At 74.7% G+C, this 22858-nt stretch carries 20 protein-coding genes and 1 pseudogene; 12 read left to right on the top strand and 9 right to left on the bottom strand.

Annotated elements, in window-relative coordinates; translation table 11 throughout:
- Positions 1-167 precede the first annotated feature (167 nt).
- From ACIP84_RS32370 to ACIP84_RS32350, 5 genes are read right to left on the bottom strand one after another with little or no spacing between them, the layout of a single operon-like run.
- The gene (locus tag ACIP84_RS32370) at positions 168-326 is read right to left on the bottom strand and encodes a hypothetical protein (protein ID WP_355959922.1); all 159 of its coding nucleotides are present in this window, start codon (positions 324-326) and stop codon (positions 168-170) included.
- On the bottom strand, positions 323-1957 hold the full coding sequence (locus ACIP84_RS32365; protein WP_401802757.1) for a hypothetical protein: 1635 nt from the start codon (positions 1955-1957) through the stop codon (positions 323-325). The genes ACIP84_RS32370 and ACIP84_RS32365 overlap by 4 nt, the downstream gene beginning before the upstream one ends.
- 34 nt (positions 1958-1991) lie before the next feature.
- A complete protein-coding gene (locus tag ACIP84_RS32360) occupies positions 1992-4547 on the bottom strand; it encodes a GTPase-associated protein 1-related protein (protein WP_401802754.1) in 2556 nt (851 codons plus the stop codon).
- The gene (locus ACIP84_RS32355; protein WP_401802751.1) at positions 4544-5797 is read right to left on the bottom strand and encodes a hypothetical protein; all 1254 of its coding nucleotides are present in this window, start codon (positions 5795-5797) and stop codon (positions 4544-4546) included. The genes ACIP84_RS32360 and ACIP84_RS32355 overlap by 4 nt, the downstream gene beginning before the upstream one ends.
- A gap of 1 nt (position 5798) precedes the next feature.
- Positions 5799-8108, bottom strand: a complete 2310-nt coding sequence (locus tag ACIP84_RS32350) for a hypothetical protein (protein ID WP_401802748.1) — start codon at positions 8106-8108, stop codon at positions 5799-5801.
- Positions 8109-8386: 278 nt separating this feature from the next.
- Between ACIP84_RS32350 and ACIP84_RS32345 the strand changes: the two are divergent.
- The 4 genes and pseudogenes from ACIP84_RS32345 to ACIP84_RS32330 form a co-directional block, all read left to right on the top strand.
- Positions 8387-10102: pseudogene (locus tag ACIP84_RS32345) on the top strand (YwqJ-related putative deaminase); the annotation flags it as partial.
- 63 nt (positions 10103-10165) lie between these two features.
- Positions 10166-10639 carry an SUKH-3 domain-containing protein gene (locus ACIP84_RS32340; RefSeq protein WP_401802746.1) on the top strand — a complete coding sequence of 158 codons (474 nt, stop codon included), beginning with the start codon at positions 10166-10168 and terminating at the stop codon, positions 10637-10639.
- Entirely contained in the window at positions 10632-11027 is a 396-nt protein-coding gene (locus tag ACIP84_RS32335; RefSeq protein ID WP_355959936.1) for a YwqJ-related putative deaminase, read from the top strand. Before ACIP84_RS32340 ends, ACIP84_RS32335 begins: the two co-directional genes overlap by 8 nt.
- Entirely contained in the window at positions 11024-11935 is a 912-nt protein-coding gene (locus ACIP84_RS32330; protein WP_401802743.1) for an SUKH-3 domain-containing protein, read from the top strand. The genes ACIP84_RS32335 and ACIP84_RS32330 overlap by 4 nt, the downstream gene beginning before the upstream one ends.
- A 60-nt stretch (positions 11936-11995) precedes the next feature.
- Here ACIP84_RS32330 and ACIP84_RS32325 read toward each other — a convergent pair whose 3' ends face one another.
- A complete protein-coding gene (locus tag ACIP84_RS32325; protein ID WP_401802741.1) occupies positions 11996-12781 on the bottom strand; it encodes an SDR family NAD(P)-dependent oxidoreductase in 786 nt (261 codons plus the stop codon).
- Positions 12782-12974: 193 nt separating this feature from the next.
- Between ACIP84_RS32325 and ACIP84_RS32320 the strand changes: the two genes are divergently transcribed.
- Entirely contained in the window at positions 12975-13493 is a 519-nt protein-coding gene (locus tag ACIP84_RS32320) for a DUF3592 domain-containing protein (protein WP_401802739.1), read from the top strand.
- Between the two features lie 46 nt (positions 13494-13539).
- Here the strand turns inward: ACIP84_RS32320 and fusA are convergent, their stop codons facing one another.
- Positions 13540-15564, bottom strand: coding sequence for an elongation factor G (gene fusA / locus ACIP84_RS32315; protein WP_401802736.1), 2025 nt, complete (start codon positions 15562-15564; stop codon positions 13540-13542).
- A 459-nt stretch (positions 15565-16023) separates the two neighbouring features.
- Here fusA and ACIP84_RS32310 point away from each other — a divergent pair, with 459 nt between their 5' ends.
- On the top strand, positions 16024-16632 hold the full coding sequence (locus tag ACIP84_RS32310; RefSeq protein WP_401802735.1) for a DUF6232 family protein: 609 nt from the start codon (positions 16024-16026) through the stop codon (positions 16630-16632).
- Positions 16629-16970 (top strand): hypothetical protein, encoded by a 342-nt coding sequence (locus ACIP84_RS32305; protein ID WP_401802732.1) that lies wholly within the window; start codon positions 16629-16631, stop codon positions 16968-16970. Before ACIP84_RS32310 ends, ACIP84_RS32305 begins: the two co-directional genes overlap by 4 nt.
- A gap of 25 nt (positions 16971-16995) precedes the next feature.
- On the opposite strand, the gene ACIP84_RS32300 is transcribed toward ACIP84_RS32305, so the two are convergent.
- Complete coding sequence (locus tag ACIP84_RS32300) at positions 16996-17418, bottom strand: VOC family protein (RefSeq protein WP_355959952.1); 423 nt, start codon at positions 17416-17418, stop codon at positions 16996-16998.
- Positions 17419-17670: 252 nt separating this feature from the next.
- Between ACIP84_RS32300 and ACIP84_RS32295 the strand changes: the two genes are divergently transcribed.
- Entirely contained in the window at positions 17671-18321 is a 651-nt protein-coding gene (locus tag ACIP84_RS32295; protein ID WP_401802729.1) for a nucleoside/nucleotide kinase family protein, read from the top strand.
- 26 nt (positions 18322-18347) lie between these two features.
- Here ACIP84_RS32295 and ACIP84_RS32290 read toward each other — a convergent pair whose 3' ends face one another.
- A complete protein-coding gene (locus ACIP84_RS32290) occupies positions 18348-19079 on the bottom strand; it encodes a glutamine amidotransferase-related protein (protein WP_355959958.1) in 732 nt (243 codons plus the stop codon).
- A 96-nt stretch (positions 19080-19175) separates the two neighbouring features.
- Between ACIP84_RS32290 and ACIP84_RS32285 the strand changes: the two genes are divergently transcribed.
- The 4 genes from ACIP84_RS32285 (at position 19176) to ACIP84_RS32270 (ending at position 22855) form a co-directional block, all read left to right on the top strand.
- The gene (locus ACIP84_RS32285) at positions 19176-19709 is read left to right on the top strand and encodes a tetratricopeptide repeat protein (RefSeq protein ID WP_401802727.1); all 534 of its coding nucleotides are present in this window, start codon (positions 19176-19178) and stop codon (positions 19707-19709) included.
- Positions 19710-19726: 17 nt separating this feature from the next.
- Positions 19727-20608: a LysR family transcriptional regulator gene (locus ACIP84_RS32280; RefSeq protein WP_401802724.1), complete on the top strand. Its 882-nt coding sequence runs from the start codon at positions 19727-19729 to the stop codon at positions 20606-20608.
- A 49-nt stretch (positions 20609-20657) separates the two neighbouring features.
- Entirely contained in the window at positions 20658-21617 is a 960-nt protein-coding gene (locus tag ACIP84_RS32275) for a hypothetical protein (protein ID WP_401802721.1), read from the top strand.
- Positions 21618-21691: 74 nt separating this feature from the next.
- Positions 21692-22855 (top strand): aminopeptidase P family protein, encoded by a 1164-nt coding sequence (locus tag ACIP84_RS32270; RefSeq protein WP_401802718.1) that lies wholly within the window; start codon positions 21692-21694, stop codon positions 22853-22855.
- Positions 22856-22858 lie beyond the last annotated feature (3 nt).

The raw sequence follows: 22858 nt of genomic DNA, 5'->3' as shown, positions 1-22858 counted from the left end.
GCCGCCGGGGATCTCGGTCACGAGAATCCTCCTGAGGGTGGGTGGGTGGGAATCGGATGAAGGAAAGGGGGAGGAGAGGAAGCCGGCCATCGCGCCCGCCTCCGCCTCCCGGAAGTTCTAGGAGAGCGGGGGAGCGGCCGGAGGCCGGGTCGCGCGCCGACGGGCGGTCACCACTCCTCCCACAGCGACCGCACCTCCTCGACGAGGCCGGGCAGCGCGTACACGAAGCCGTACGCGGCCGCTCCGAACACCACGACGCAGGCCGTCACGAACAGCGCCATGACCGCCTTGCGGGACCGCGCCACGCGCGGGGTCACCACCGTCATCCCTGTCGAACCCCCTGCTTCCTGGTGTCGGTGCGGCGCCCCTGCCGGGGGACCGGCCCCCGTGACTCGACCAGTGCGCCGACCCGCAGTCCCGAGCGGGCGAGCAGCCAGAGGACCGGCTCCGCCGCCCGCCGCCGCTCGCTGTCCAGGGCGCCGGCGCCGGTGGCCGCCGAGGCGCTGACCGCCCAGAACCCCGTCGCCTTGAAATCGTGGGTGAAGCCGCGGACGAGCCCGCCGAGACCGATGGCGCCGAGCCATTCGTCGACCCGGGCCCCCGGAGCGGGCAGCGCCTCGATGCGGTCGAGCACGTCCCGTTTGGTGACCACCACGGCCACGGGGAGGTCGCCGCGGCCGCCGGTGAGCGCGGCGAGTTCGCCGGTGAGCCCCTGGTAGGTGTCGACGGGTCCCTGGGCGGCGGGCCGGGCCCCGTCGGCGAGGGTGTCGTCGGCGCCGTGCAGGGTGCGCCGTACCGTGCGGTCGGCCAGCACGTCGACGACGAAGAGGACGCCGTCGGCGTGCGCGAGGTACTGCTGTTCGCGCACCCGGTCGGCCTGCTGCAGGGACTCGCCCATGGGGTCGTAGAGGTAGAGCAGGCGCCGTCGCCGTCCCCTGCCCACCAGGATCATCCAGGCCCGCTGGTCGCCCTGCGTCTTGTTGGCCCAGTCGTTCAGGTCGAGCTGCCGGTCCAGCGCCTCGCCGTCCTGCTGGTCGGCGTCCGAGGCGAACTCCATGGTGAGGTTCCCGCGCTCCGACCAGGAACGCAGCCCCGCCACGACGGCCGCGACGAGCATCGTCTTGCCCGAGGAGGAACCGCCGATCAGGGGCACGTGGACCACTCGCGTGGTGCCTACCGACGGCGGCAACGGCCGTGCGCAGGACGGACATTCGGCGGCTGCCCGGCCGCGGCCGGAGAAGAGCGAGGAGGGGAGCCGGGCGCCGCACCGGCAGGCGTGCCGGAACACCCCGTACCGCCCGGGCCGCAGCGAGGTGTGGACCGCGCGGCACTGCGGGCAGGGGTGGGCCGCCAGGGGGAAGGGACGGTGGCAGCCGGGGTGCGGGCAGACGCTTCGCACGCCGCGAAGCAGCAGGCGGCCGCGCTCGCCGCCCCGTACGACGGCGACGGTCAGCGTCCAGGACGCCCAGACGAGGGCGACGAGGGCGCAGAACACGGCGAGCACGAGCGTGTGCAGCGCGGCGGCCAGCAGCGCGGCGGCGGTCGCGCCGACCGCTGTGCCCGGCGCCACGAGCCGCATGGTCAGGCGGGTGAAGGCGTTCGCGCCCCGCCGGTTCGTGGCCGGCCGCCGCCCCAGGAGGAGCCGTCCGGCGACGGTGGCCATCCAGTGGGCCCGCCACAGCGTCCACAGCGCCCGGTAGGAGCGGCCGACGGCGCTGCCCGTGTCGATCCAGGACTGCGCCGGCCAGTACGACGGGTGGGCGGGTTCCGTGCCGATCGTGAGGACCCGGCTGTCCGCCCGTCCCGGCCGGAAGGGACCGAGTGCCCGCCCCGCGCTCCGGCAGGCGGTGGCCAGGAACACCCAGAACGCGTAGGCGACGCAGACCAGCAGGGCGGTAGCGGCCCAGAACGCCACGAGCACGTCGACGGCGGTCGCGGTGAGATCGTCACCCGTCATGGCGCCTGCTCCCTCGTCAGCGGTTCTCCCGTCGTCATCGGTCCCGCTTCCCCTCGGGCGGTGCGACGTCGCCCCGCCAGGGGGACGTAGGCGTCGCCGGCTTGCGCCCGCGCCGCCGGAAGAGGCGGCCGAGACCGCCCGACGGCCGGTTCCACTCCTGGAAGTCGGCCGCGCGGTTCGCCGGCAGACGCCCGAGCGCCTGCTCGACCGAGAAGACCTCCCCGTCGGTGAAGTCCTGGACGACGGGGCGCAGCACCTCGTCGAGGAGCGCCCGGCGCGTCAGGTCCCACCGGGGGCTCGCCCCGGCGTGGGAGGTCCAGTCGACGAAGCAGTGCGCCACCCGGCCGGGGGCCGCGCGCAGCACGTTGCGGAAGACCGGCGTACGGGCCGCCGAGGCGTAGGCGTCGATGAGGTCGCCGTCGTCGCTGCGGGCCAGCTCCCCGAGTTCACCGCCCGGCCGGTCCGGGCCCACGAGGCACCGGGCCAGCGCGGCCGTGGCACGGTTCCGGACGTTCGGCCGCGTGGAGCCGGCGAGCGCCCGGACCCGGGCCGTCCAGCCCTGCCGGGCGGGGTCGGCCTCGCTCTTCCGTTCCTCCATGTCGTGGACGAGCGACAGCAACCTCAGGTCGTCCAGGACCGAACGCCCGACGGCGTCGGGCGCGGCGGCGAGGAGCTGCCGGGCGAGGAGCGGGGCCTCCTTGTCGTCGGCGGGCGCGTCGACCGCGGCGCTCACCAGGTGGTCCCAGGTGCCGGCGTCGATGTGCGGCCGGGCTCCCGTCTCGTTCAGGAGCTGGGACGCCTCGGCCGCCGTCGGTTCGCGGTCGTCCCAGACCAGCGCGAAGGCCGTGCGCAGCACGAGGGGGTTCCCGAGGTGGGGCACCCCGGCGACCCGGAGCAGCTGGTGCAGCTCGCCGTTGCGGTCACGGACCCATGCCTGCTCCCGCTCCCGGTCTCGCACCGCGGTCCCGCCGCCGGCCCGTGCGCCGGCCTGTTCGGCGCTCGCCGCGCTTCCCGGCCGCAGCGCCGCGGCCGCCGCACACATCCGGAGGTGGGGCAGTGTCCCGGGCGGCCCTTCGACCGGAAGCCGGGCGTCCCGCAGGGCGCGGGCGACGCCCGGCGGGTCGTCGGAGGCACGGTCCTCCAGGAGGACGGAGACCTCGTCGCGCAGGACGTCGGACTCGGCGAGCGCGTCCCGCAGCGCCTCCGCGGTGGCCGCGCCGGGCCGGCTCAGCAGGCCGTCGCGGAACCGTCCGGCGAGACCGCCCGTCAGGTCGTCGTACGCCACCCCGAGAAGCCGGGCCACCCGCAGCAGTTCGACGACCCGGATCAGCGGGGTGAGCGGGTCCCGGAGCGTCCGGCGAAGGTCCTCGCCGGACTCGGCGGCCAGGTCGCTCCGGTACGGCTCGGGCAGCGCCTCGGGCGGCAGCGGCGGAAGAGGCGCCCCGCCCCGTACGGCCCGGCTGACGAGCCGCGCGGTGAGCGGAGCGGTCAGCGCGGCGGGGACGCTGCCGTGCAGTGCCGCCAGGAGGTCGGCCAGGGTTTCCGAGGGGAGTTCGGACGCGCCGGGGCCGTTGTCGCAGACGGCCTTGAGGAAGCCGGTGAGCGTCGGCTCGTCGAAGGCGCCGAGGTGGGCGCGGACCCAGGCGACCGCGTCGGCCCGGGTGTCCTCGGGGACCGGGATGCCCCGCGCCAGCGCGAGCGCGGCCAGCGGACCCGACGCGAACGGCTCCGCACCGGCCGTCTGGGCCGCCTGCCGGATGAGCTCGTACGCGTCGGCGGCCCAGACGGCCGCCGCGAGGCGTGCCCAGGCGTCGGCCACCGGCGGCGGGGCCACCGAGGGATCGGAGCAGTCGTGCACGCTGTACCGGTGCGGCTGCCCGGTCACCGACCTGACGTCCTCCGGGCGGACGCCGATGACCTGCTGGCGGGCCTGCTGCGGACGCCGGGTGTACGTGGTGAACGTCAGGCCGCGGGCGAATTCGTGGGGCAGCGCGGCGTTCGCCAGCATCACCCAGTGCGCGACCCGCCGGGTGTCCTCCTCGGCCAGGACGATCTGCGGGGCGTGCGGGGACTCGGCGAGGCGCCGCAGATCGGCCAGGACGGCCGCGAGCCGGGGCTGCCGTTCGGCGGCGAAGGCGGCGAGTTCCGCCTGGAGTCCGGCCGAGTGCACCGGGGTGAAGGCGTCGAGCGGCGGTGGTGCGCCGTCCTCGGGGGAGCGGTCCGCCCACTGCGGGGCGCCCCACGCGGCGATCGGCGGCAGGTCGCCGGGCAGCCGGTCGCCGGCCGTCAGGTGGACGGCGTGGGCGTGGAAGTTGCCCCACCGTCCGCTGTAGTCGGCGCCCGTGTACACGGTGCGGCTGAGCAGGCCGCTGCCGTCGGAGAGCCGCGTGTAGCTGAACATCTCGGGGAACAGGGCCAGGTCCGAGGGTGTGGGGCGCGACGGGGCGTCCCGGGGCGGCTCGTACCCGACGAGCTGCTCGGCCTCGCGGAGCACGGACGACGGGACGCCGGGCGTGACCGCGGTGAACCGGAAGCCGGAGCCGTCCGGTCCGGGCGGCGCCGACGTGTAGTGCATCTGGGGCAGGCTCATGCCGTGGACTCCCCCTTGGAGCCGCTGTCGCGCGGCGGCTTGGCGACCGGGATCAGGCCGCGCCGTCCGAGGAGCCACAGGATCGGGTCCTCGACACGTATGGGCTGGGGACCGGACTTGGGCGCGTCGGCGGGGGCGTCGGCGGGCGGTGGGGAGCCGAGCGCGGACAGACCGAAGAGCGACACCGTGGAGAAGTCCCGCTCCAGCTGGCGCCAGAGCGCCCCCGAGTCCCAGCCCTCCATCAGCGACCTGGTCTCCTCGTGGACGGCGAGCCGGTCGGCCTCGTCGAACCGGCCGCCGGAGTGCGGGGCGTTGCGCAGCAGCGGGGAGTGCGGGTCGACCAGCGGGCGCAGCGTGTCCGTCTTGGTGACGGCGACGGCGAGCGGTGTGTCCACCCGGCCGCGCGAGCCGCTCCGGCGGTGCGAGCGCAGCTGGGTGGCGACGTCGGCGGCGATCTGCAGGGCCGGGGTCTCGCGGGAGGGCAGCGGCGGCCCGCCGCCCTCGGGCAGGGCGTCCCGCACCGCCCCCAGCTGCAGCGGGTCGACGAGCAGGACGATGCCGTCGGCCGCGCTCAGGTACTGGGTGTAACGGGTCATGGACTCGGCCGACTTGAGGTCCTCGCCGGCGGCGTCGAAGAAGACGAGCGCCGTGTGCCGGCTGCCCTGGCGGCCCTGCCTCGGCAGGCTCAGCCGGTAGAGCAGCGGGTCGTTGAACCCGGTCGCGGCGGGCCGGGTCGCGCCGGGCAGCCGCAGCCTTTCGTACAGGTCCTCCGCCATCTCGCGGTCCCGGTTCTGGCTCTCGTCGCCCATCGCGGCGAGCGCCGCCCCGTACGCCTGCCCGACCCGGTGCCTCAACTCGTTGACGAGGACCGACACATAGGTGCTCTTGCCGGACGCCTTCGCCCCGATCAGCGCGATGATCCGGCTGTCCTGGGCGCAGTAGTCGCTCGGCAGGTCGCTGTGGCAGGCCGCGCACACCCGCACGGGCGTGGCCACCCCGCAGCGCGGGCACTCGGCGCGCCCGCCGCCTCCGCCGCGCAGCCTGCCGAAGCCGCCGGGCGCGGCGAACACCGGCCCCCTCATGTACGCGGCGGGGGGCGCCGCGGCGCCCGTGAAGCTCGCCCACAGGTCGTCCCGTTCGGGGTCGCAGGGGGTGCCCCCGCGCAGTCCGGTACGGGACATGAGACAGCGGTACGGGAGGCGCGAGGCCTGGGAACGGTCGAAGCAGTACGGGCAGATCACCGTCGTCATGTCAGCGCACCACCAGGGTCGAGAGGGCGGGTTCTTCGAGGCGTACGGAGCCGGCGTGCCGGCCGGCCAGGAACGCCCGCAGGGCGTAGGGCGGCCGGAGGAGCCCGGCGGGCAGCTCGCGGACCGTGCGCGGCGAGGCGGCCAGCTCCGCCCCGGTCAGCCGGACGAGGACGTCACCGTCCTCGGGGTGCCGGGGGCGCGCGGTGGCGGCGTCGCCCGCGCGGCCGACGAGCACGAGGTCGGGGAGGTCGGGGCGGGAAGCCGTGTCGGGCGTCCCCGCTCCGGCGGGGGAGGAGCCGGGAGTGCCGGCCCCCGTCACCGTCACCTCGACCGCCTCGGGCGTCGCCCTGCGCGCGAGCCCCCGGCGCCGGGTCACCAGCCGGAAGGAGACGACGACGTCGCCGGGGAGGTCGAGCACGGCGGGGGCACGCCGGACGACGACGGTCGGGTCCGCGGCCTCTGCGGCGTGCGCGGTATGTGCGGCGGCTGCGGCGTCCGGGCGGGGTGGCCCGGCGGGCCGCTCGTGGCGGGAGGCGGCGCGCACACCGATCCGGACGGCGGCCGGACCGATCGGCAGCCGCAGCCCCTCCCTGAGGTAGCGGGAGCGGCTGACCCGGGAGCGGTCCCGGGCCCCCTCCTGCTCCCACTCGACCTCGACGGAACCGGCGTCGGCGGGCCAGTCGAAGACGAGCCGCACGTGTCCGTCGTGCTCGCGCAGTCCCCGGAGGCCGGTCACCGGCGCCGGGATGTCGACACGGACGGACGGGCCGACGAGGGCCCGTTCCCCGCGTACGGCCACCGCGACGATCGGCCCGGTGAAGGCGGCGGGCGGCGCCACCGGGTGCGCGGTGCCGTACCCGGCCCAGGGGAGCGGGTCCGGCAGGGCGTCGGTGGGCAGACCGGTGCCCTCGGGCGGCGCCCCCGCCGGGTCGGTCCAGGCGACGAGGCGCACCTCGGCGTCGGCCGCACCGCTGCCGGCGAACCGGACGCCTCCCTCGGGGTCCGGTTCGGCGGTGAGCGCGGTGAGCGCCTCCGGCCACGCGTGGACGACGCCGGCGGCCCCCGCCCCCTCGGACTCGACCTCCCGGCCCTCGGGAGAGGAGTGGTGGCAGACCACACGGACGAGGTAGGAGCCGGGCCGGAGCCCGGTGAAGGTGTGCGTGTCCCCGTGTGCGCCCGCGTCGTGGCGCGCGAGCACCCTCCCGCCGGGCTCCGGGCCGTCGGCGGCGTGCAGGACGACCGTCACACGGGCGGTGCCGGGCGGTCGGGTCCAGCGGGCGGTGAGCCGGGCGGGCGCGTCGGTGACGGTGAGGTCCTCGGCGTCCGGGGCGACCAGAAGCGGCGCCGAGACCAGCGGAGGCCCGTCGGGGACGCCGTCGAGCAGCGGGAACACCGCGTACCGCACCAGGGTTCCGCGCCGGGCGCCGTGGTCGACGGCGGCTCCCCTGCCCCCGGGCGCGGCGGCGATCACGGGGACCACGGCCGGCCGGTCCGTTCCCCGGGTGAGGCGGACCGCGCGCCAGCTCCGTCCGTCCGGCGCCGGCCACGCGAGGAGGACCCGGTCGCCGGAGAGCCGGGCCCTGAGCGGGGCGTCCTCGGTGCGCCGGGGGCGCCCCAGCATGATCAGGCCACGCGTCGCCGTGTCGTCGTCGGCGGCCACCCCGAGGGCGTCCAGGTAGTGGGTGCGGGCAGCCTCCGTGTCCCGGGTGGCGCGAGCGGCGGCGAGCGAGCGGTCGCAGCGGGCGAGGCGGTGGGCGAGCCGGGAGGCGAGCCGCGAGAGCGTCGGGTCGGTGCGGACGACGGCGGCGCCCAGAGTGTCGAGGGCCCGCGCGGTGGCCCGTAACCGGCGCCGGTGCAGGAGCCCGCCGAGGGATTCGGCCGCCTTGCGCTGCCGTGCGTCGAGGACGGGCAGGGCGGGGACGGCCTGTTCGAGGAGGGCCGCCTCGGCGGGTTCGAGTCCGGAGGCCTTCCGCCGTGCTCCCGACTCCTGGAGGAGTCCGATCAGTTGGTGGAGCAGTACGCGCCGAAGGGCGGACGCGTCGCGGGTCTGGATGTCGGCGAGGAGCCTCAGGAGGGGGCCCCGGGACGGGTTCGCGTCGGCGAGGCCACGCAGCCGGGCCGCGCCGAGGTGGTGGCGCCGGTTCCCGGCGCAGAGGAAGAGGCCGTCCAGGAAGGACAGCGTCTCGCCGTCACCGACCAGAGCTTCTCCGAAGTGAAGCATCCCGGCCGCGCGCTGATGGCCCATCAGCTCGGCGTACTCCGGCGCGATCGGGGCGAGGGGTAAGGAACCCAGTGCGCTGGGCAGCCCCAAGCGTTCTCCGAACCCCCGTCGCATCCCCGTCCCTCAAGATCGTCCGGCTACCCGCCGGGGGTACATCTCAGCAGAAGTCGTGGCGCTGTGCAGGGAGTTTCCGGCTATTACCGCGCGTACCGGAGCGGCTGCGCAGCGTGGCGGCCGGGGCTCGTCGCGTGCTTGTCGAGGCGCGGGCCGTCGTGCCTGCCGGGGGCGGGGAACCTCGGACTCATCGTCAGACTTCTGCTGTGGTAGGAATGTTCCGTATTGCAAACAGTCGCTGACGGGGGGGAATCGTGGCTGTCACGGTGCCGGGCTGGGCGGACACGCTGCTCGATCTGATCGGAGTGGCCTGGCCGAACGTGGACGAGGACGCGTATCGCGAGATGGCGGACGCGTTGCGGGAGTTCGCGGAGGACCTGGAGGACGACGGCCAGCTCGCGAACAACCACTTCGAGCGGCTGCTGTCCTCGGGGCAGGGCGAGTCGATGGACGCGCTCAACGAGCACTGGTCGAAGGTCAAGACCAAGCACATCAAGGACATCGCCGGTGCGGCGCGCACGATCGCGGGCGGTCTCGACACGGCGGCCGGAGCGATCGAGGGCATGAAGCTCGCGGCCCTCGTCCAGCTCGGATACCTCGCCGCCGAGGCGGGCATCGCGATCTCCCTCATCCCGGTGACCGGTGGTCTGTCCGCCCTGATCGGCGCGGGCGCGATGCGCGCCACGCAGGAGGCCGTCAAGCGGCTGATCAAGGAGTGCGTGGAGGAGGCCGTCGGGTACGTCGTCGCCGCGATGACCGAGCCGGCCGTTGCGGCCCTGGAGGGCATGGCGGCCGACCTCGTCGTCCAGCTCGGCGCGGTGGCGATCGGACTCCAGGACGGCGTGGACCTCGACCAGGCGAAGGACGCGGGCAAGGACGGCTTCAGGGAGGGCGTGCAGTCCGGCAAGGAGGCCATGAACCTGGCCTCCGCGGGCGGCGGGGGCGGGAAGGGGCCGGGCAGCGGGTTGAAGAACCTGCACATCGAACACTCCGAGCACACCCACGCCTCCACCCAGCTGAACGGGGTGAGCGCCGGCATCCACGGGAAGACGGCCGGCAAGCTCACCAAGGCGAAGACCGCGCACGGCCGGGCCCGGGGCCGTGACTCGATCGCCGACGCGATCGATCCGGTCGCCGACAAGGCCCTGGACGCCCTCACCAAGGCCGCCAAGAACATGGGCGACCACGTCGGACAGACCCTGCCCAAGGTCGTCAAGCAGATCTCCGCCGACCACAAGAACACCGACGACGACCTCCGTGACCGTTTCGCCCGCCAGCGCAAGGGCGACGACGACGCCGGCAAGGGCGGCGGCGGTGGCGGCGGCGGAGGCGGCGGTGGAGGCGGCGGGAACGGCGGCTCCGGCGAGAACCCCGGCGGCAGGCGCATCACCCCTGCCCCGCCCTGGCACGGCAGCTCCGCCGGGAACATGAGGCACCACCGGACGGATCCGCTCGACGTCAGCCACCTGACACCGGAGCAGCAGCGGGCGGCGCTCGTCCAGGAGGCCCGTGACCTCGCGAACCAGGCCCGCAAGGCCGACCCCGCGAACAAGGAGGACCCGAAGCACAAGATCGACCTGGCCAAGACCCACTTCCCGCCCGGCACGAACCTCCTGGACGGATCGTGCGCCGGCAGCCTCCTGCACGACGGAGTCGTCACGAGCCACTCCAGCGCGACCAAGGGAGCCGGGCAGAAGACCCCGGACCTGCACCCCGCCATGCAGTCGATCTACGATCAGGTCGAGCAGCAGATCAAATCCGAGGGCGGTTTCCCCGGCGCGGGCCACGGAAAGTGCGCCGAGGCGAATCTCGTGTCGGACCGGCTCCGTCAGCTGGACCCCGACGGCACCGGGATCACCTCGGCCGACAACGTCCGCGACGCCATGCGGGGGTCGCAGGTCTACAGCGTGCAGATCGGCGAGCAGATCAAACCGCACCCCCTCGGCCACGGCGCGTACAAACCGCCGTGCCGGTCCTGCGCGATAGCCATGGACATGGCCGGAGTCACGGCACACGCCGGATAAGGAGCACGCATGCCACAGATGAACACCCCGGACGACGTCGACGCCTGGTTCCGGGAGCACGGATGGTTCCCGGGACGTGACGTGTCGGAGACCGTACCGGCGATGGTCGCCCAGGTCACCGGGCAGTACCGGGACGCCGGGTATCCGGTGGAGCCCTTCGAGGCCGCGACGGCCTTTCTCGCCGAGCACGGAGGACTGCGCCTCACCATCGACGCCCGACGGGAGGACTACCTCTACTTCACGCCGCACCTCGGCTACGGCTCGACGCCGTCGGACGTCGCCGAGCTGAGCCGCGACCTCGGCGTACGGCTCTTCCCGGTCGGGCTCGACGGCTCGGAGGGATCGCCCGTCCTCATGGACGAAGGGGGCCGGTTCTTCTTCATGCACCACACCGGCAACTACTACATGGGCGCCGACAAGTACGAGGCGATGATCGCCCTCGCCCACGCCCCCATGCAGGACGCGGAGGACTTCCATGTCTGACCTGGTCCCCGGCACGGCCGCCTCCCTGCTGATCCGCGGCACGATCGTCAGCCACACCAACCTCACCGGTGACGGCGAGCCGCACCTCCACCCCGCCGTCCAGGAATTCCTCGACGGCCTCCCGCCCGCCCTGCGCGAGCCCTTCATCGGCTACTGCGCCGAGTCCGCGCTCGTCTCCGACGAGCTCTTCGGCCTCGACCGGCAGCGGGACGACGGCCGGACGGTCACGCTGGACGAGGCCGCACCGCACTTCGCGGGCGCCGCGCTCGTCGCCCGCAAGATCCGCCCCCACGGCGACCCCGAGCACGGCACCGAGGCCGACGTCTGCCGTTCGTGCTCGGCGCTCCTCGACCGGCTGGGCGTCACGATCCTCCGCGACCAGGCGTGACGGGCGTCCTGACGGAGGCGGGGTGGCGGCCCGGCCGTGACGGCGGGGACGCCGCCATGCTGGCGGTGCTCGTCACGGTGACGGTCGGCGCGGAGCTGTTCCCGGCCGCCGAACGGGCCGTGCGTGAGTTCCACGGCCTGCACGTCCACCCCGCCGCCGGCGGCGGGGTCGAGGTCGCCGCGATCGGCAGCGTCGTCGACCCCCGCGAGGCCCGCCTCGACGTGCCGTCGCTGAACCGGCTCGCCGACTCCCTCGGCGTGCGCCTCTTCCCCCTCGGCCGCACGGACACGGACGCGCCGCTCGCCGTCGACGCACACGGCCGGCTCCTCATGCTCGGCCCCGGCGGACCCTGGCTCCTCGGCGAGACCGTCCACGACGGCCTCGCGGCCCTCGCCACCGGGATCGCCCCGGTGCGGCTCCGCGCTCCCCGGTGGCGCTTCCCGCTGCCCGGCCGTCCGGCCGATCTCGACGCGGCCGTCCGCGCCGCGCTCGTCGCCGTGTTCGCCCTGCACAGCACGGGCGTGTTCAGCGCCCGAGGGGTGCGCCTGCGGGCGACGACCCTGCGGGGGATCGGAGTCGTGGCGGTGGACGAGGGATTCCCGCTGGGCCGGGGGTCGTTGGAGAGCAACGCGGAACCGCTCACGGAGGCGATGAACGGCCGTCTCGACGCGGCCGGAGTGCGCGCGGGCGGCTGCGAGCTGGTCCTGACGGTCCCCGCCCCCGCCGGTACGGAGGGGGCGTCGGCCACCGTGGAGTGCGCCGTGACGGTGGGAGGGCCGGGCGAAGGGCCCGCCCTGGTCCTGGCGGCCGGCCTGTCCGCTTCCTTCGGTCCCACGGCGAAGAGCCTGGACGCCTGCGCCCGGGCCCTCGCCGACTGGGCCGCGACCCTGACCGACGCCGCTCGCTGACGCGCACCGGCAGGGCGCCCCCCCCCGCACACCGCTCAAGGGCGCGCCCCCGCACACCGCTCAGTGGACGGAGAAGCCGCCGTCCACGAAGAGGGACTGGCCCGTGACGTACGCGGAGGACGCGCTCGCCAGGAAGACGGCCGCGCCCGCGAAGTCCTCGGCGAGACCGTTGCGGCCGACCATCGTGCGGGCCGCAAGCGCGGCCACCTTCTCCGGGTCGGTGGAGAGCCGCTCGTTGAGCGGGGTCAGCACGAAGCCGGGGACCAGGGTGTTGGCCGTGACGCCGTACGGGGACCAGACCTCCGCCTGCGAACGGGCGAGGGACTCCAGGGCACCCTTGGACACCCCGTACGCGCCGCTCTGCACGAAGGCGCGGTGCGCCTGCTGGGACGTGATGTGGATGATCCGCCCGAAGCCGCGCTCGGCCATGCCGGGACCGAAGCGCCGGCCGAGCAGGAAGGGCGCCTCCAGGTTCACCGTCATGGTGGTGTCCCAGACCTCGTCGGAGAGGTCGTTCAGCGGGGGACGGAGATTGATGCCGGCGGAGTTGACCAGGATGTCCGGCTCGCCGAACACGGCGGCCGCCTCCTCCGCCCCCGTCTTGATGCCCTCACGGGTGCTCAGATCGGCGCTCACCCAGGCGGCCCGGCAGCCGGCGGCCGTCAACTCGTCGACGGTCGCGACGAGCTCCGCCTCCTTGCGGGCCGTCACCACGACGCTCGCCCCGGCACGGGCGAGGGCCCCGGCGATGGCACGTCCGATGCCGGAGCTGCCACCCGTGACGAGAGCGGTGCGGCCTTCGAGGGAGAAGAGGCGGGAGAGGTAGCCGCCAGGGCTCGGGCTCATGCGTGTCGCTCCTCGCGTCGTACGTGTACCGGCCCGTCCACGTGCGGGTGGCGGGCAGGTACACGCATCTTGTCAGACGCGGTTCAGCCCAGTGCGGCGAGGATCTCCGCCCAGGTGGCGGGGGAGGGGGCGAGCTGGGGGCCGGCCGACCGGTCCCTGACGTACCTTGATCGGGAAGGAACAACCAAAGGGGGTGGGCGACTTGGACGCCGAGACGAACGCGGGCAAGGCGGCCCTGGGACCACGCGCGGCGGTCGTGTTCACGCTGGCGCTCACACTGCTGCTGGCGGCTCTGTCGGGCCTCGTGATGTATCCGGCGGCCCAGCACCTGCGCTCCCTCCAGGACGGGCGCCAGGCCGACGCGACGCTGGTGGCCGCCGGCTCGGGATGCTTCCTGGGGGGATGCAAGGTCAGGTTCGAGGCCGAGGGGCGGACCGTGGTGGCGAACCTCCCGGTAGGGAGCAGCGACGGGGAGAACGTGGCCGGTGGACGTCTGACCGTCCGGTACCGGGAGGACGATCCGCGGGTGGTCGCTTCCCAGGACGATGTCGGGGGTGGCGGCCCGGCCGTGGCCACCGTCGTGTTCGGTGCCGGGGCCGTGCTCTTCCTGCTGGTGCTGGTGTGGTCGACGGTCCACCTGAGGCGGCAGCGGCGCGCGGAGGCCGTCCAGGCTCCCGTTCCCGAGGCCGGGGCGACGCGGAGCGGCGTCTGAGCGGGTGTCCGGGCCGTGGGACCACCACGGCCCGGACACCCTTCCCTCAGCCGGCCTGGACCCGGGGCGCGGGGGCGTAACCCGCCGGGCGGGTCGTGAAGGTGCCCCGGCCCTGGGTGCGGCCGCGCAGGCGGGACGCGTAGCCGAAGAGCTCGGTCAGCGGCACCGTCGCCTCCACCACCGCCGTACCGGAGCGGGTCGTCTGGTCGGTCACCCGGCCGCGGCGGGCCGCGAGGTCGCCGAGGACCGATCCGACGGACTCCGCGGGGACGGTGACCGTCACGTCGGTCACCGGCTCCAGGAGCGTCATCACGCTGGCGCGGAGCGCCTCGCGCAGCGCGAACCGCCCCGCCGTGCGGAACGCCATCTCCGAGGAGTCCTTCGGATGCGTGGCGCCGTCCGTGAGCGTGACCCGGACACCCGTCACCGGGTGGCCGCCGAGGGGGCCCTCGACGAGAGCGTCCCGGCAGCCGGCCTCGACCGCGCGGACGTACTCCTGCGGGACCCGGCCGCCCGTGACGGTCGACGCGAACGCGAACTCCGCCTCCTCGGTGTCCGCGAGCGGTTCGACGTCGATGACGACATGGGCGAACTGGCCGGCGCCGCCGTCCTGTTTGACATGACGGTGGAGCAGCCCGGTGACGCCCTTCGCCACGGTCTCCCGGTACGCCACCTGCGGACGGCCGACCGTGACCTCCAGGCCCCGGTCGCGGCGCAGCTTCTCCACCGCGACCTCCAGGTGCAGCTCGCCCAGACCCGACAGGACGGTCTGGCCCGTCTCCGGGTCGGACCGCACGACGAGCGACGGGTCCTCCTCGGAGAGCCGGGCGAGGGCCGTCGCCAGCCGGCCGGTGTCCGTGCTCCGGCGGGCCTCGACCGCGACGGAGACCACCGGGTCGGCGGTCGTCGGCGGTTCGAGGACGATCGGCGCGTCCAGGGCGCACAGGGTCGCCCCGGCGCGGGCGCCCTTCGGGCCCACGACGGCGACGATGTCCCCGGCGCGCGCCACGTCGACCTCGGTCGCCCGGTCGGCCTGGACCCGCAGGATGCGGGCGATCCGCTCGGTGCGGCCGCTGACGGCGTCGAGCACGGTGTCCCCCTTCCCGATCGTGCCCGCGTAGACGCGGACATAGGTCATCCGGCCGGTGGCCGTCGCGCTCACCTTGAACGCGAGCGCGGTGAACGGCGCCTCCGGGTCCGCCGGCACCTCGCCGCGGACCGGAGGCATGTCCGACGGCGCCGGGAGGTACGCGACGACGGCGTCGAGCAGCGGCTCGACACCCCGGTTGCGGTACGCCGAGCCGCAGAGCACGACCACGGCCTCGCCGGAGAGGGTGAGGTCGCGGAGCGCGCCCCTGAGGGTCTCCGCCGAGAGCGTGCCCTCGCCGCAGAACTCCTCCAGGGCGCCCGGATGCAGCTCCGCCACGGTCTCTTCGAGAAGTCGCCTGCGGTGCCGCGCCTCGTCCCCGAGCTCGTCGGGGACCGGTTCGTCGGTGTACGTGTCGGCGCCCTCGGCCCACACGTACGCCCGCATCCCGACCAGGTCCACGACGCCGGTGAAGCCGTCCTCGCGCCCGATGGGCAGCTGGACGGGCAGCGGGACGGTGCCGAGACGGGTTCGGATCGACTCCACGGCGCTGTCGAGCTCCGCGCCCGCGCGGTCCAGCTTGTTGACGAACGCGATGCGCGGGACGCCGTGCCGGTCCGCCTGCCGCCACACGGTCTCGCTCTGCGGCTCGACGCCCGCGACGGCGTCGAAGACGGCGACGGCGCCGTCGAGGACGCGCAGCGAGCGCTCGACCTCGTCGGAGAAGTCGACGTGCCCCGGGGTGTCGATGAGGTTGATCCGGTGTCCGGCCCAGTCGCAGCTGACGGCCGCGGCGAAGATCGTGATGCCGCGGTCGCGCTCCTGCGGGTCGAAGTCGGTGACGGTGGTGCCGTCGTGGACCTCGCCGCGCTTGTGGGTGGCGCCGGTGAGGTACAGGAACCGCTCGGTGACGGTGGTCTTGCCGGCGTCGACGTGGGCGAGGATGCCGAGGTTGCGGACGCGGTCGACGAGGTGGGTACGCACGGTGTCGTGCCTTTCGCTGCTGCTGGATGAAGCCGGGCAGCGCGATTCCCGTACGCGGGCCGTCAGCGGGACGGCGGAGGCGTCACGGGTCGGCGATGGCGGGCGCGCAGCCGCCACCGGCCGGAGGGAGAGGCGAGGATCACGTCGTACCGGGCGCGGGCGGACGACACGGCGGCGGCATGGCGGCAACGCACGGTCGTCTCCCCTCGGTCGGACGTCTGACGGCCCATCGGTCGATGCGCCGCGAGACGTGAGTGTAGGGAGGGGGAGGGGAGGTGCGACAGCGGTTTTTCCCGGACCCGGGGGCTGCGGCCGATGGACCTCACGCCTCGCTCGGATGGCCAACTACCGGCCAGAGAAGGTGAATTGGCCGTATCTCGTCTGCCTCGCGCTCCGCGCCGGGCGCTTAATGGTGCTCCCGCACGGTGCGGGTGGGAGTGACGAGGGCACGGGGGACGTATGGCTGTCACAGGAAGCACAGGGGGTCCGCCGCCCGCCACGCCGCCGGGTCCGCCGCCCGGCCCGCCGGACCCGCCGGACTCGCCGCCGCTGGATCTCCGCGGTGGACGCGTCCTGCGCCTCCGGGTCAGCCGCCGGATGCTGTGGGTGGGTGCGGCGGCCTTCCCGCTGCACAACATCACCCGCGTCGAGGCGTACAAGAGACAACCCGACCGGGGTGCGGCCGTCCTGCGCTTCCTCAAGTGGTTCGCCGTGGCCCTGGTGGTCTTCGCCGTGGTCGACGCGGGGAGCGGCGGCAGGGCCGGTGCCGAGGCGAACAACCCGGGCATGGTCATCGTCCTGATCGTGCTGGCCGTCTACCTGCTCAGGGAGCTGTTCGAGAAGCCGAAGCCGGTGCTGGACGTCGAGATGTCCAGCGGTTCCACCGTGGCCGTGACCCTGCCGAGCGTGGACGAACTGCGGGACATCGCCGGACTGATCGCCCGCGCGATCGACAACCCGGCAGCCGAGTTCAGCACGGTCGTGCAGCAGATCAACAGCAACACGAACAACTACGGGACGGTCGTCAACATGAACGGCGGCCGGAACAACAGGGGGATCAACCTGTGAGCGGCGACACGACGAACAACTACGGCAACATGGTCAACGTGAACGGTGGCCAGGGCAACGTGGGCATCAACTACGGCACCGTCGGCGGCGCCCCGGACGACCGGCTCCGCGCCGCCGTCGAGGAGCTCACCCGCCTCCTCCAGGGCCTGCGTCCCCACCTCACCCCGGAACAGGCGCAGACCGTCGACGAGGCACTGCCCGAGCTCACCCCCGACCGCGCCGCCCTGCGGCAGCGAGGCCTCGTCCTGGCGTCGGTCGCGCAGATCGCCGCCGCCGTCGGCACCGTGGGGCAGCCCGTCGTGGACGCGGTCGGACAGGTGATCGCGTTGCTGAGCTGACGCCCCCGGGGCCTGTCCGGCAGACCTAGGCCTGCTCGGCCTGCTCCGCCGGCTGGAGGAGGTCCCAGCGGTTGCCGTACAGGTCCTCGAAGACGGCGACCGAGCCGTAGGGCTCGTGCCGCGGCTCCTCCAGGAACTTGACGCCCGCCTCCGTCATCCGCGCGTGGTCGCGGGCGAAGTCCTCGGTGTGGAGGAAGAAGCCGACCCGGCCGCCCGTCTGGTTGCCGACGGAGGCCTCCTCGGCGTCGTTCTTGGCGCGGGCCAGGAGCAGGCCCGCGTTCCCGAGGCCGCCGACCCCGGCCGCACCGCGCGGGCGGACGACGACCCAGCGACTGCCGCCGCCCCGGTCGGTGTCCTCGACCAGGTCGAAGCCGAGGGCGTCGGTGTAGAAGGCGATGGCCTCGTCGTAGTCACGGACGACAAGGGTCACAAGTGCGATGGACGGCATTACCCCAACGTAATACGTGGAAGCGGCAGGAATCTACCCGCGTCAACCCGTGTCGACCCCGGCACGACCCTTGCCGATGGGAGGGTCCGAACGAGGGTCCGGAGAGGGCCGGGCGAGGGTCGGGGCGGGGGCGGCGGCGGGATTCCGCGGCCGTGGGCGAACCCTGGGCCGCGCCCGTGCCCGTGGACGCACCCCGGGACCGCGCTCCCGTCCGGGGGCGCACCCTGGGCCGCGCCCGCGCCCGGTGCGAGAATGCCCCGCATGGACGCGCAGCAGTTCGACCGCCTCGCCGCTCGGGCGCGGGCCCTCGCCGAGCGGCCCGGGGACGGCCGCCCGCCCCGCCGCATCCTCGGGCTCGCCGGCGCGCCCGGTGCCGGGAAGTCCACGCTCGCCGCCCGGCTCGTCGCCCGCCTCGACGGCCTCGCGGTCCTCGTCCCCATGGACGGCTTCCACCTCGCCCAGGCCGAACTGGAACGCCTCGGCCGGGCGGGCAGAAAGGGCGCGCCAGACACCTTCGACGCCGCCGGATACCTCGCGCTCTTCGCCCGGCTGCGCGCCCCCGCCCCCGGCACCACGGTCTACGCCCCCGCCTTCGACCGCGCCCTGGAGGAGCCGATCGCCGGGGCGATACCCGTCGGCCCCGAGACCCCGCTGGTCGTCACCGAGGGAAACTACCTGCTGCACGACGAGGGCGACTGGGCCGGAGTCCTGCCGCTCCTCGACGAGGCCTGGTACCTCGATCTGGACGCCCGGCGCCGCCTCCCCCGGCTCGTCGAGCGCCATGTCCGCTTCGGCAAGGACCGGGCCCGCGCCGAACGCTGGGTCCGGGACTCGGACGAGGCGAACGCCCGCCTGGTCGCCCGCGGCCGCGACCGCGCCCACCTCGTGGTGCCGATGGCCTGACAACGGCCCGGGGGCCGTCCCGCCGGTCAGCCCGCCGCGTGCCGCGTCGCCGCCGCCGCGAGTGCCCGGATCAGCGGGTGCGGGCGGGTGCCGTCGCCGGCCAGTTCCGGCTGGAAGAGGGTCGCCAGGAAGAAGGGGTGCGAGGGGAGTTCGGCGATGCGGATGCCGCCCTCCTCGTCCGCGCCCGTGAACCGCAGGCCGTGCGCCCGCAGGGTGTCCAGGTGGCGGCTGTCGGGGCCGTAGTCGCAGTGGTAGCGCTCGGTGGTCCGCTCCGCGCCGAGGGCCTGCTCGGCGAGCGACCCGGGGGTCACCCGTACGACTCCCTCGTGGCCCACCAGCGAGCAGGCCAGCGGGGCGATGAGCAGGTCGCCCTCGTCCGCCGACGGGTCGTTCTCGGCGTGCGCCGCGGCGGTCAGGCCGCAGACGTCCCGCGCGTACTCCAGGAGCGCGTGCTGGAAGCCGCCGCAGGTGCCGAGGAACGGGATGCCGTCCTCGCGGGCCGTGCGGATCGCGGCCAGCGCCCCCGCCTCGCTCGCGTACGGGCTCCCCGGCAGCACCCACACCGCGTCGAAGCCCTTCACCGCGCCGGGTGTCTCCGCGTCCCCGGTCGGGATCCAGTAGGCGTCGAGGGCGAGGCCGTCGCGCTCGGCGAGGGCGTCGAGGAGGACGGGGATCCGGACGTGGGAGCGGACGTGCGGGGAGCGGTCGCCGACCAGGGCGATCCGGGGGGTGCGAGGGAGGGGGTGCGTGCTGTTCATGGGGACCATCCTTGGCGCCGCCACGTGTTCACGTCCAACGATGATCACTGCACTGCCCATCAGGAACGCTTATACCAGCCTGGATAGGGTGGCCGTATGACCACCGATCAGGAACTGCCCGACTGGGACCGCCGCGTCGCCGCCCTCTGGGAGCGGCTCGACACGTACGAGCCCGCCGACTTCCGCGCCCGTGTCGCCGCCCTCGCCGCCGAGCGCCCCGAGGACGACCCGGCCGCCCTCTTCGAGCGGGGCGCCGCCCACGACTCCACCGGAGAGCCGGAGGAGGCCGTGCGCCTCTACCGGCGGGCCCTCGACCAGGGCCTCACCGGACTGCGCCGCCGGAGGGCCGTCATCCAGCTCGCCAGCAGCCTGCGCAACCTCGGCCGCCCCGACCGCAGCGTCGAACTCCTCACCGCCGAGCGCGCGATCCCCACCGCCGAGCTCGACGCCGACGAGACCGCGCTCTCCGGCGCCGTCGACGCCTTCCTCGCCCTCGCCCTCGCCGACACCGGCCGCGACCGCGAGGCCGCCGCCCTCGCCCTCGGCGCCCTCGCGCCCCTGCTGCCCCGCTACAACCGCTCCCTCGCCCACTACGCGCAGGCCCTCCTCACCGCCCCCGACGGATCCTGACGGATCCGGCGCGCCCCATGGACCCGCACCTCCTCCGTACGTACGTCACCGTCGCCCGGCTCGCCTCCTTCTCCGAGGCCGCCCGCGAGCTGGGCTACACCCAGTCCGCCGTCTCCCAGCACATCGCCGCCCTGGAGGCCGACCTCGCGCTGCCGCTGCTCACCCGCAGGCCGGTCGCCCCGACCCCGGCCGGGGAGCGGCTCCTCGAACACGCCGGGGCGCTGCTGCTCCGGCTCGACGCGGCCCGCGCCGACCTCGACCGGTTCGCGGCCGCGCCCCGCGCCGGCCTGAGCGTCGCCGCCTCCCCGCTCGCCCTGCACGCCCGCACCCTCGCCGCGCTGCCGGCCACCGGCGTCACCCTGCGGGCCCTGCCCCGCGAGGCGGTGCCCGCCGCCGTCGCCACGGGCGAGGCCGACGCGGGGCTCGTCGACGGCATCGCCGCCCCCAGCGACCCGCTGCGGCTGCCCGACGTCGCCCCGCTCGCCGCGACCGGCGTCGCCGAGGATCCGCTCGCCGTCGTCCTGCCCGCGACCCATCCGCTCGCCGGGCGCTCCGGGCTCCGCCTCGACGACCTCGTCGACGCCCACTGGCTCGACGCGCCCGCCGCCGGGCTCCCCCTCGACGGGCTGCGGGCCGCCCACGGCGGGCCGGCCGGGCGGGGCTTCCGTACCGCCCTGCGCTACGAGGGCACCGACACCCGGACCCTCGCCGCGCTGGCAGCCGCCGGCCACGGCCTCGCCCTGCTGCCCGCGCCGGCCGCGGCGGACGTCTCCGGCGCCGTCGCCGTCCCCCTGATCGCGCCCCGGCTCGTCCACCGCACCGAACTCCTCCTCCCGGCCGCCTCCCGGACCGAGCCCGCCGGCCCGGTGGCCGAGTTCACCCGACGGCTCCAGAGCTGACACCGGCAGTCGCTACCCTGTGCCCAACGGCGACGGAAGGCGGGCGGGCGTGGGGTGGCTGCGGCGAGGACCCAGGCGGGACGGCGACGACGCACCGAGGGACCCCGAGTTCGCGTACTTCTCGCAGCGTGAGGCCGCGCTCTTCCGCGGTCGCGTCCGGGAGACCTTCGCCGAGCTGGGCCTGGAGGTCAGCGTCTACGCCGACCACGTCGTCGACGACAAGGGCCGCCGCTTCGGCCTCGGCAACCTCGCCGCCGTCTGCCACCAGGACGGGCGCGGCCCCCGCGTCTGGCCCGGCATGATCAACCGCCACATCGGGCTGGTCGTCCGGGCCATGGACGGCCCGTCCGCGCTCGACACCCTGCCGCCCGAGCAGATCCGCTCGCAGCTCTACCCCCGGGTCGTCAGCGGTGACGGCATCGACGCGGCGGCCTTCGGGTACGCGCGGACGGTCGCCCCCGGCCTGTACGAGATCCTCGCCCTCGACCTGCCCGAGAGCGTCATGATGCTCACCGACGACGCGCTCGAACGGCTCGGCGACCACGCCCAGCTGCGCGACCGGGCCCTGCGCAACCTGCGCGGGCTGCCCGTCGAGGAGCACGAGACCGTCCGCGACGCCGACGGCATGTGCTTCGAGATCATCCTCGGCGACTCCTTCTACACCGCGAGCCGCGTCCTCGACCTGGACGGGGTCGTCCGGCGGGTCACCGGTCTGCCGATAGGCGAGCACGGCGCCCTGGTCGCGATGCCGTTCCGGCACCAGCTCGCCTTCCACCCCGTCCGCGACACCTCGATCATCCCGGCCCTCGGCGCGATGGCCTCCTTCGCCGCCTCCGGGTACGAGGACACGCCGGGTGCCATCAGCCCGTACGTCTTCTGGTGGCGCGGCGGCACCCTCACCCAGCTCAGCGAGCACGACGAGGAGCGGGGGGATCTGCGGATCGTCGTCGGCGACGACTTCCAGGAACTCCTGGAACGGCTCATCGCCCAGGGTCCTGACCTCCGCTGAGCGGTCGCGGCCCCCGTCGCCGCCCGGCAGGATGCTGTACGTCCAGGATGCAGCGGAGCCGAGAAGGAGACCCCATGTCGAGCACCCCCGCCCCCGAAGCGTCCGAGGAGCGCGGCGAGACCCCCGTCCCGTTCACCGCGGACGACTACCGGGCCCGGATGACCCGCGCCGCCGAGTCCGCCGCCGACGCCGGACTCGCGGGCGTGATCGTCGCCCCGGGCCCGGACCTCGTCTACCTGACCGGCTACCAGCCCACCGCGATCACCGAACGGCTCACCGCCCTCGTCATCGCCCCCGGACAGGAACCCGTCCTCGTCGTCCCGACCCTGGAGGCCCCCGACGCCGAGAAGGCCGCCGGGGCCGCCGCGCTCACCCTGCGGGACTGGACCGACGGCAAGGACCCCTACGCCGTCACCGCGCCGCTCCTCGACGCCGACGGCAGGTTCGGCGTCAGCGACAACGCCTGGGCCATGCACCTCATCGGCCTCCAGAAGGCCCTCCCGGGTACCTCGTACGTCTCCCTCACCGAGGCCCTGCCGATGCTCCGCGGGGTCAAGGACGCCCACGAGCTGGCCCGGATCGCGGCCGCCGGGGCCGCCGCCGACCGGGCGTACGGCGAGATCCTGGAGGTCCGGTTCGCCGGCCGCAGGGAGACGGACGTGGCCGCCGACCTGGCCGCGCTGCTGCTGCGCTTCGGGCACTCGCAGGTCGACTTCACCGTCGTCGGCTCGGGCCCCAACGGCGCCAACCCGCACCACGAGGCGGGCGACCGGGTCATCGAGCGCGGCGACATGGTCGTCCTCGACTTCGGCGGCCTCAAGCACGGGTACGGCTCCGACACCACCCGTACCGTCCACGTCGGCGAGCCCACCGACGAGGAGCGGCGCGTCCACGACCTCGTGCGGGAGGCCCAGCAGGCCGGCTTCGAGGCGGTACGGCCCGGGGTCGCCTGCCAGGAGGTCGACCGGGCGGCCCGCAAGGTCATCACGGACGCCGGGTACGGCGAGTACTTCATCCACCGCACCGGCCACGGCATCGGCGTCACCACCCACGAGCCGCCGTACATGATCGAGGGCGAGGAGCTCCCGATCGTGCCGGGCATGTGCTTCTCCATCGAGCCCGGCGTCTACCTGCCCGGCCGCTTCGGCGTCCGGATCGAGGACATCGTGACGGCGACGGAGGACGGTGCGGGACGCCGCTTCAACAACACCCCGCACGAGATGGCCCTCGTGGACTGACCG

Source organism: Streptomyces sp. NPDC088707 (assembly GCF_044752725.1).
In the GTDB taxonomy this organism is placed as follows: Bacteria; Actinomycetota; Actinomycetes; order Streptomycetales; family Streptomycetaceae; genus Streptomyces.
Note: the sequence above shows the minus strand (reverse complement) of the source record. Positions and strands in the feature narration are given on the sequence as shown.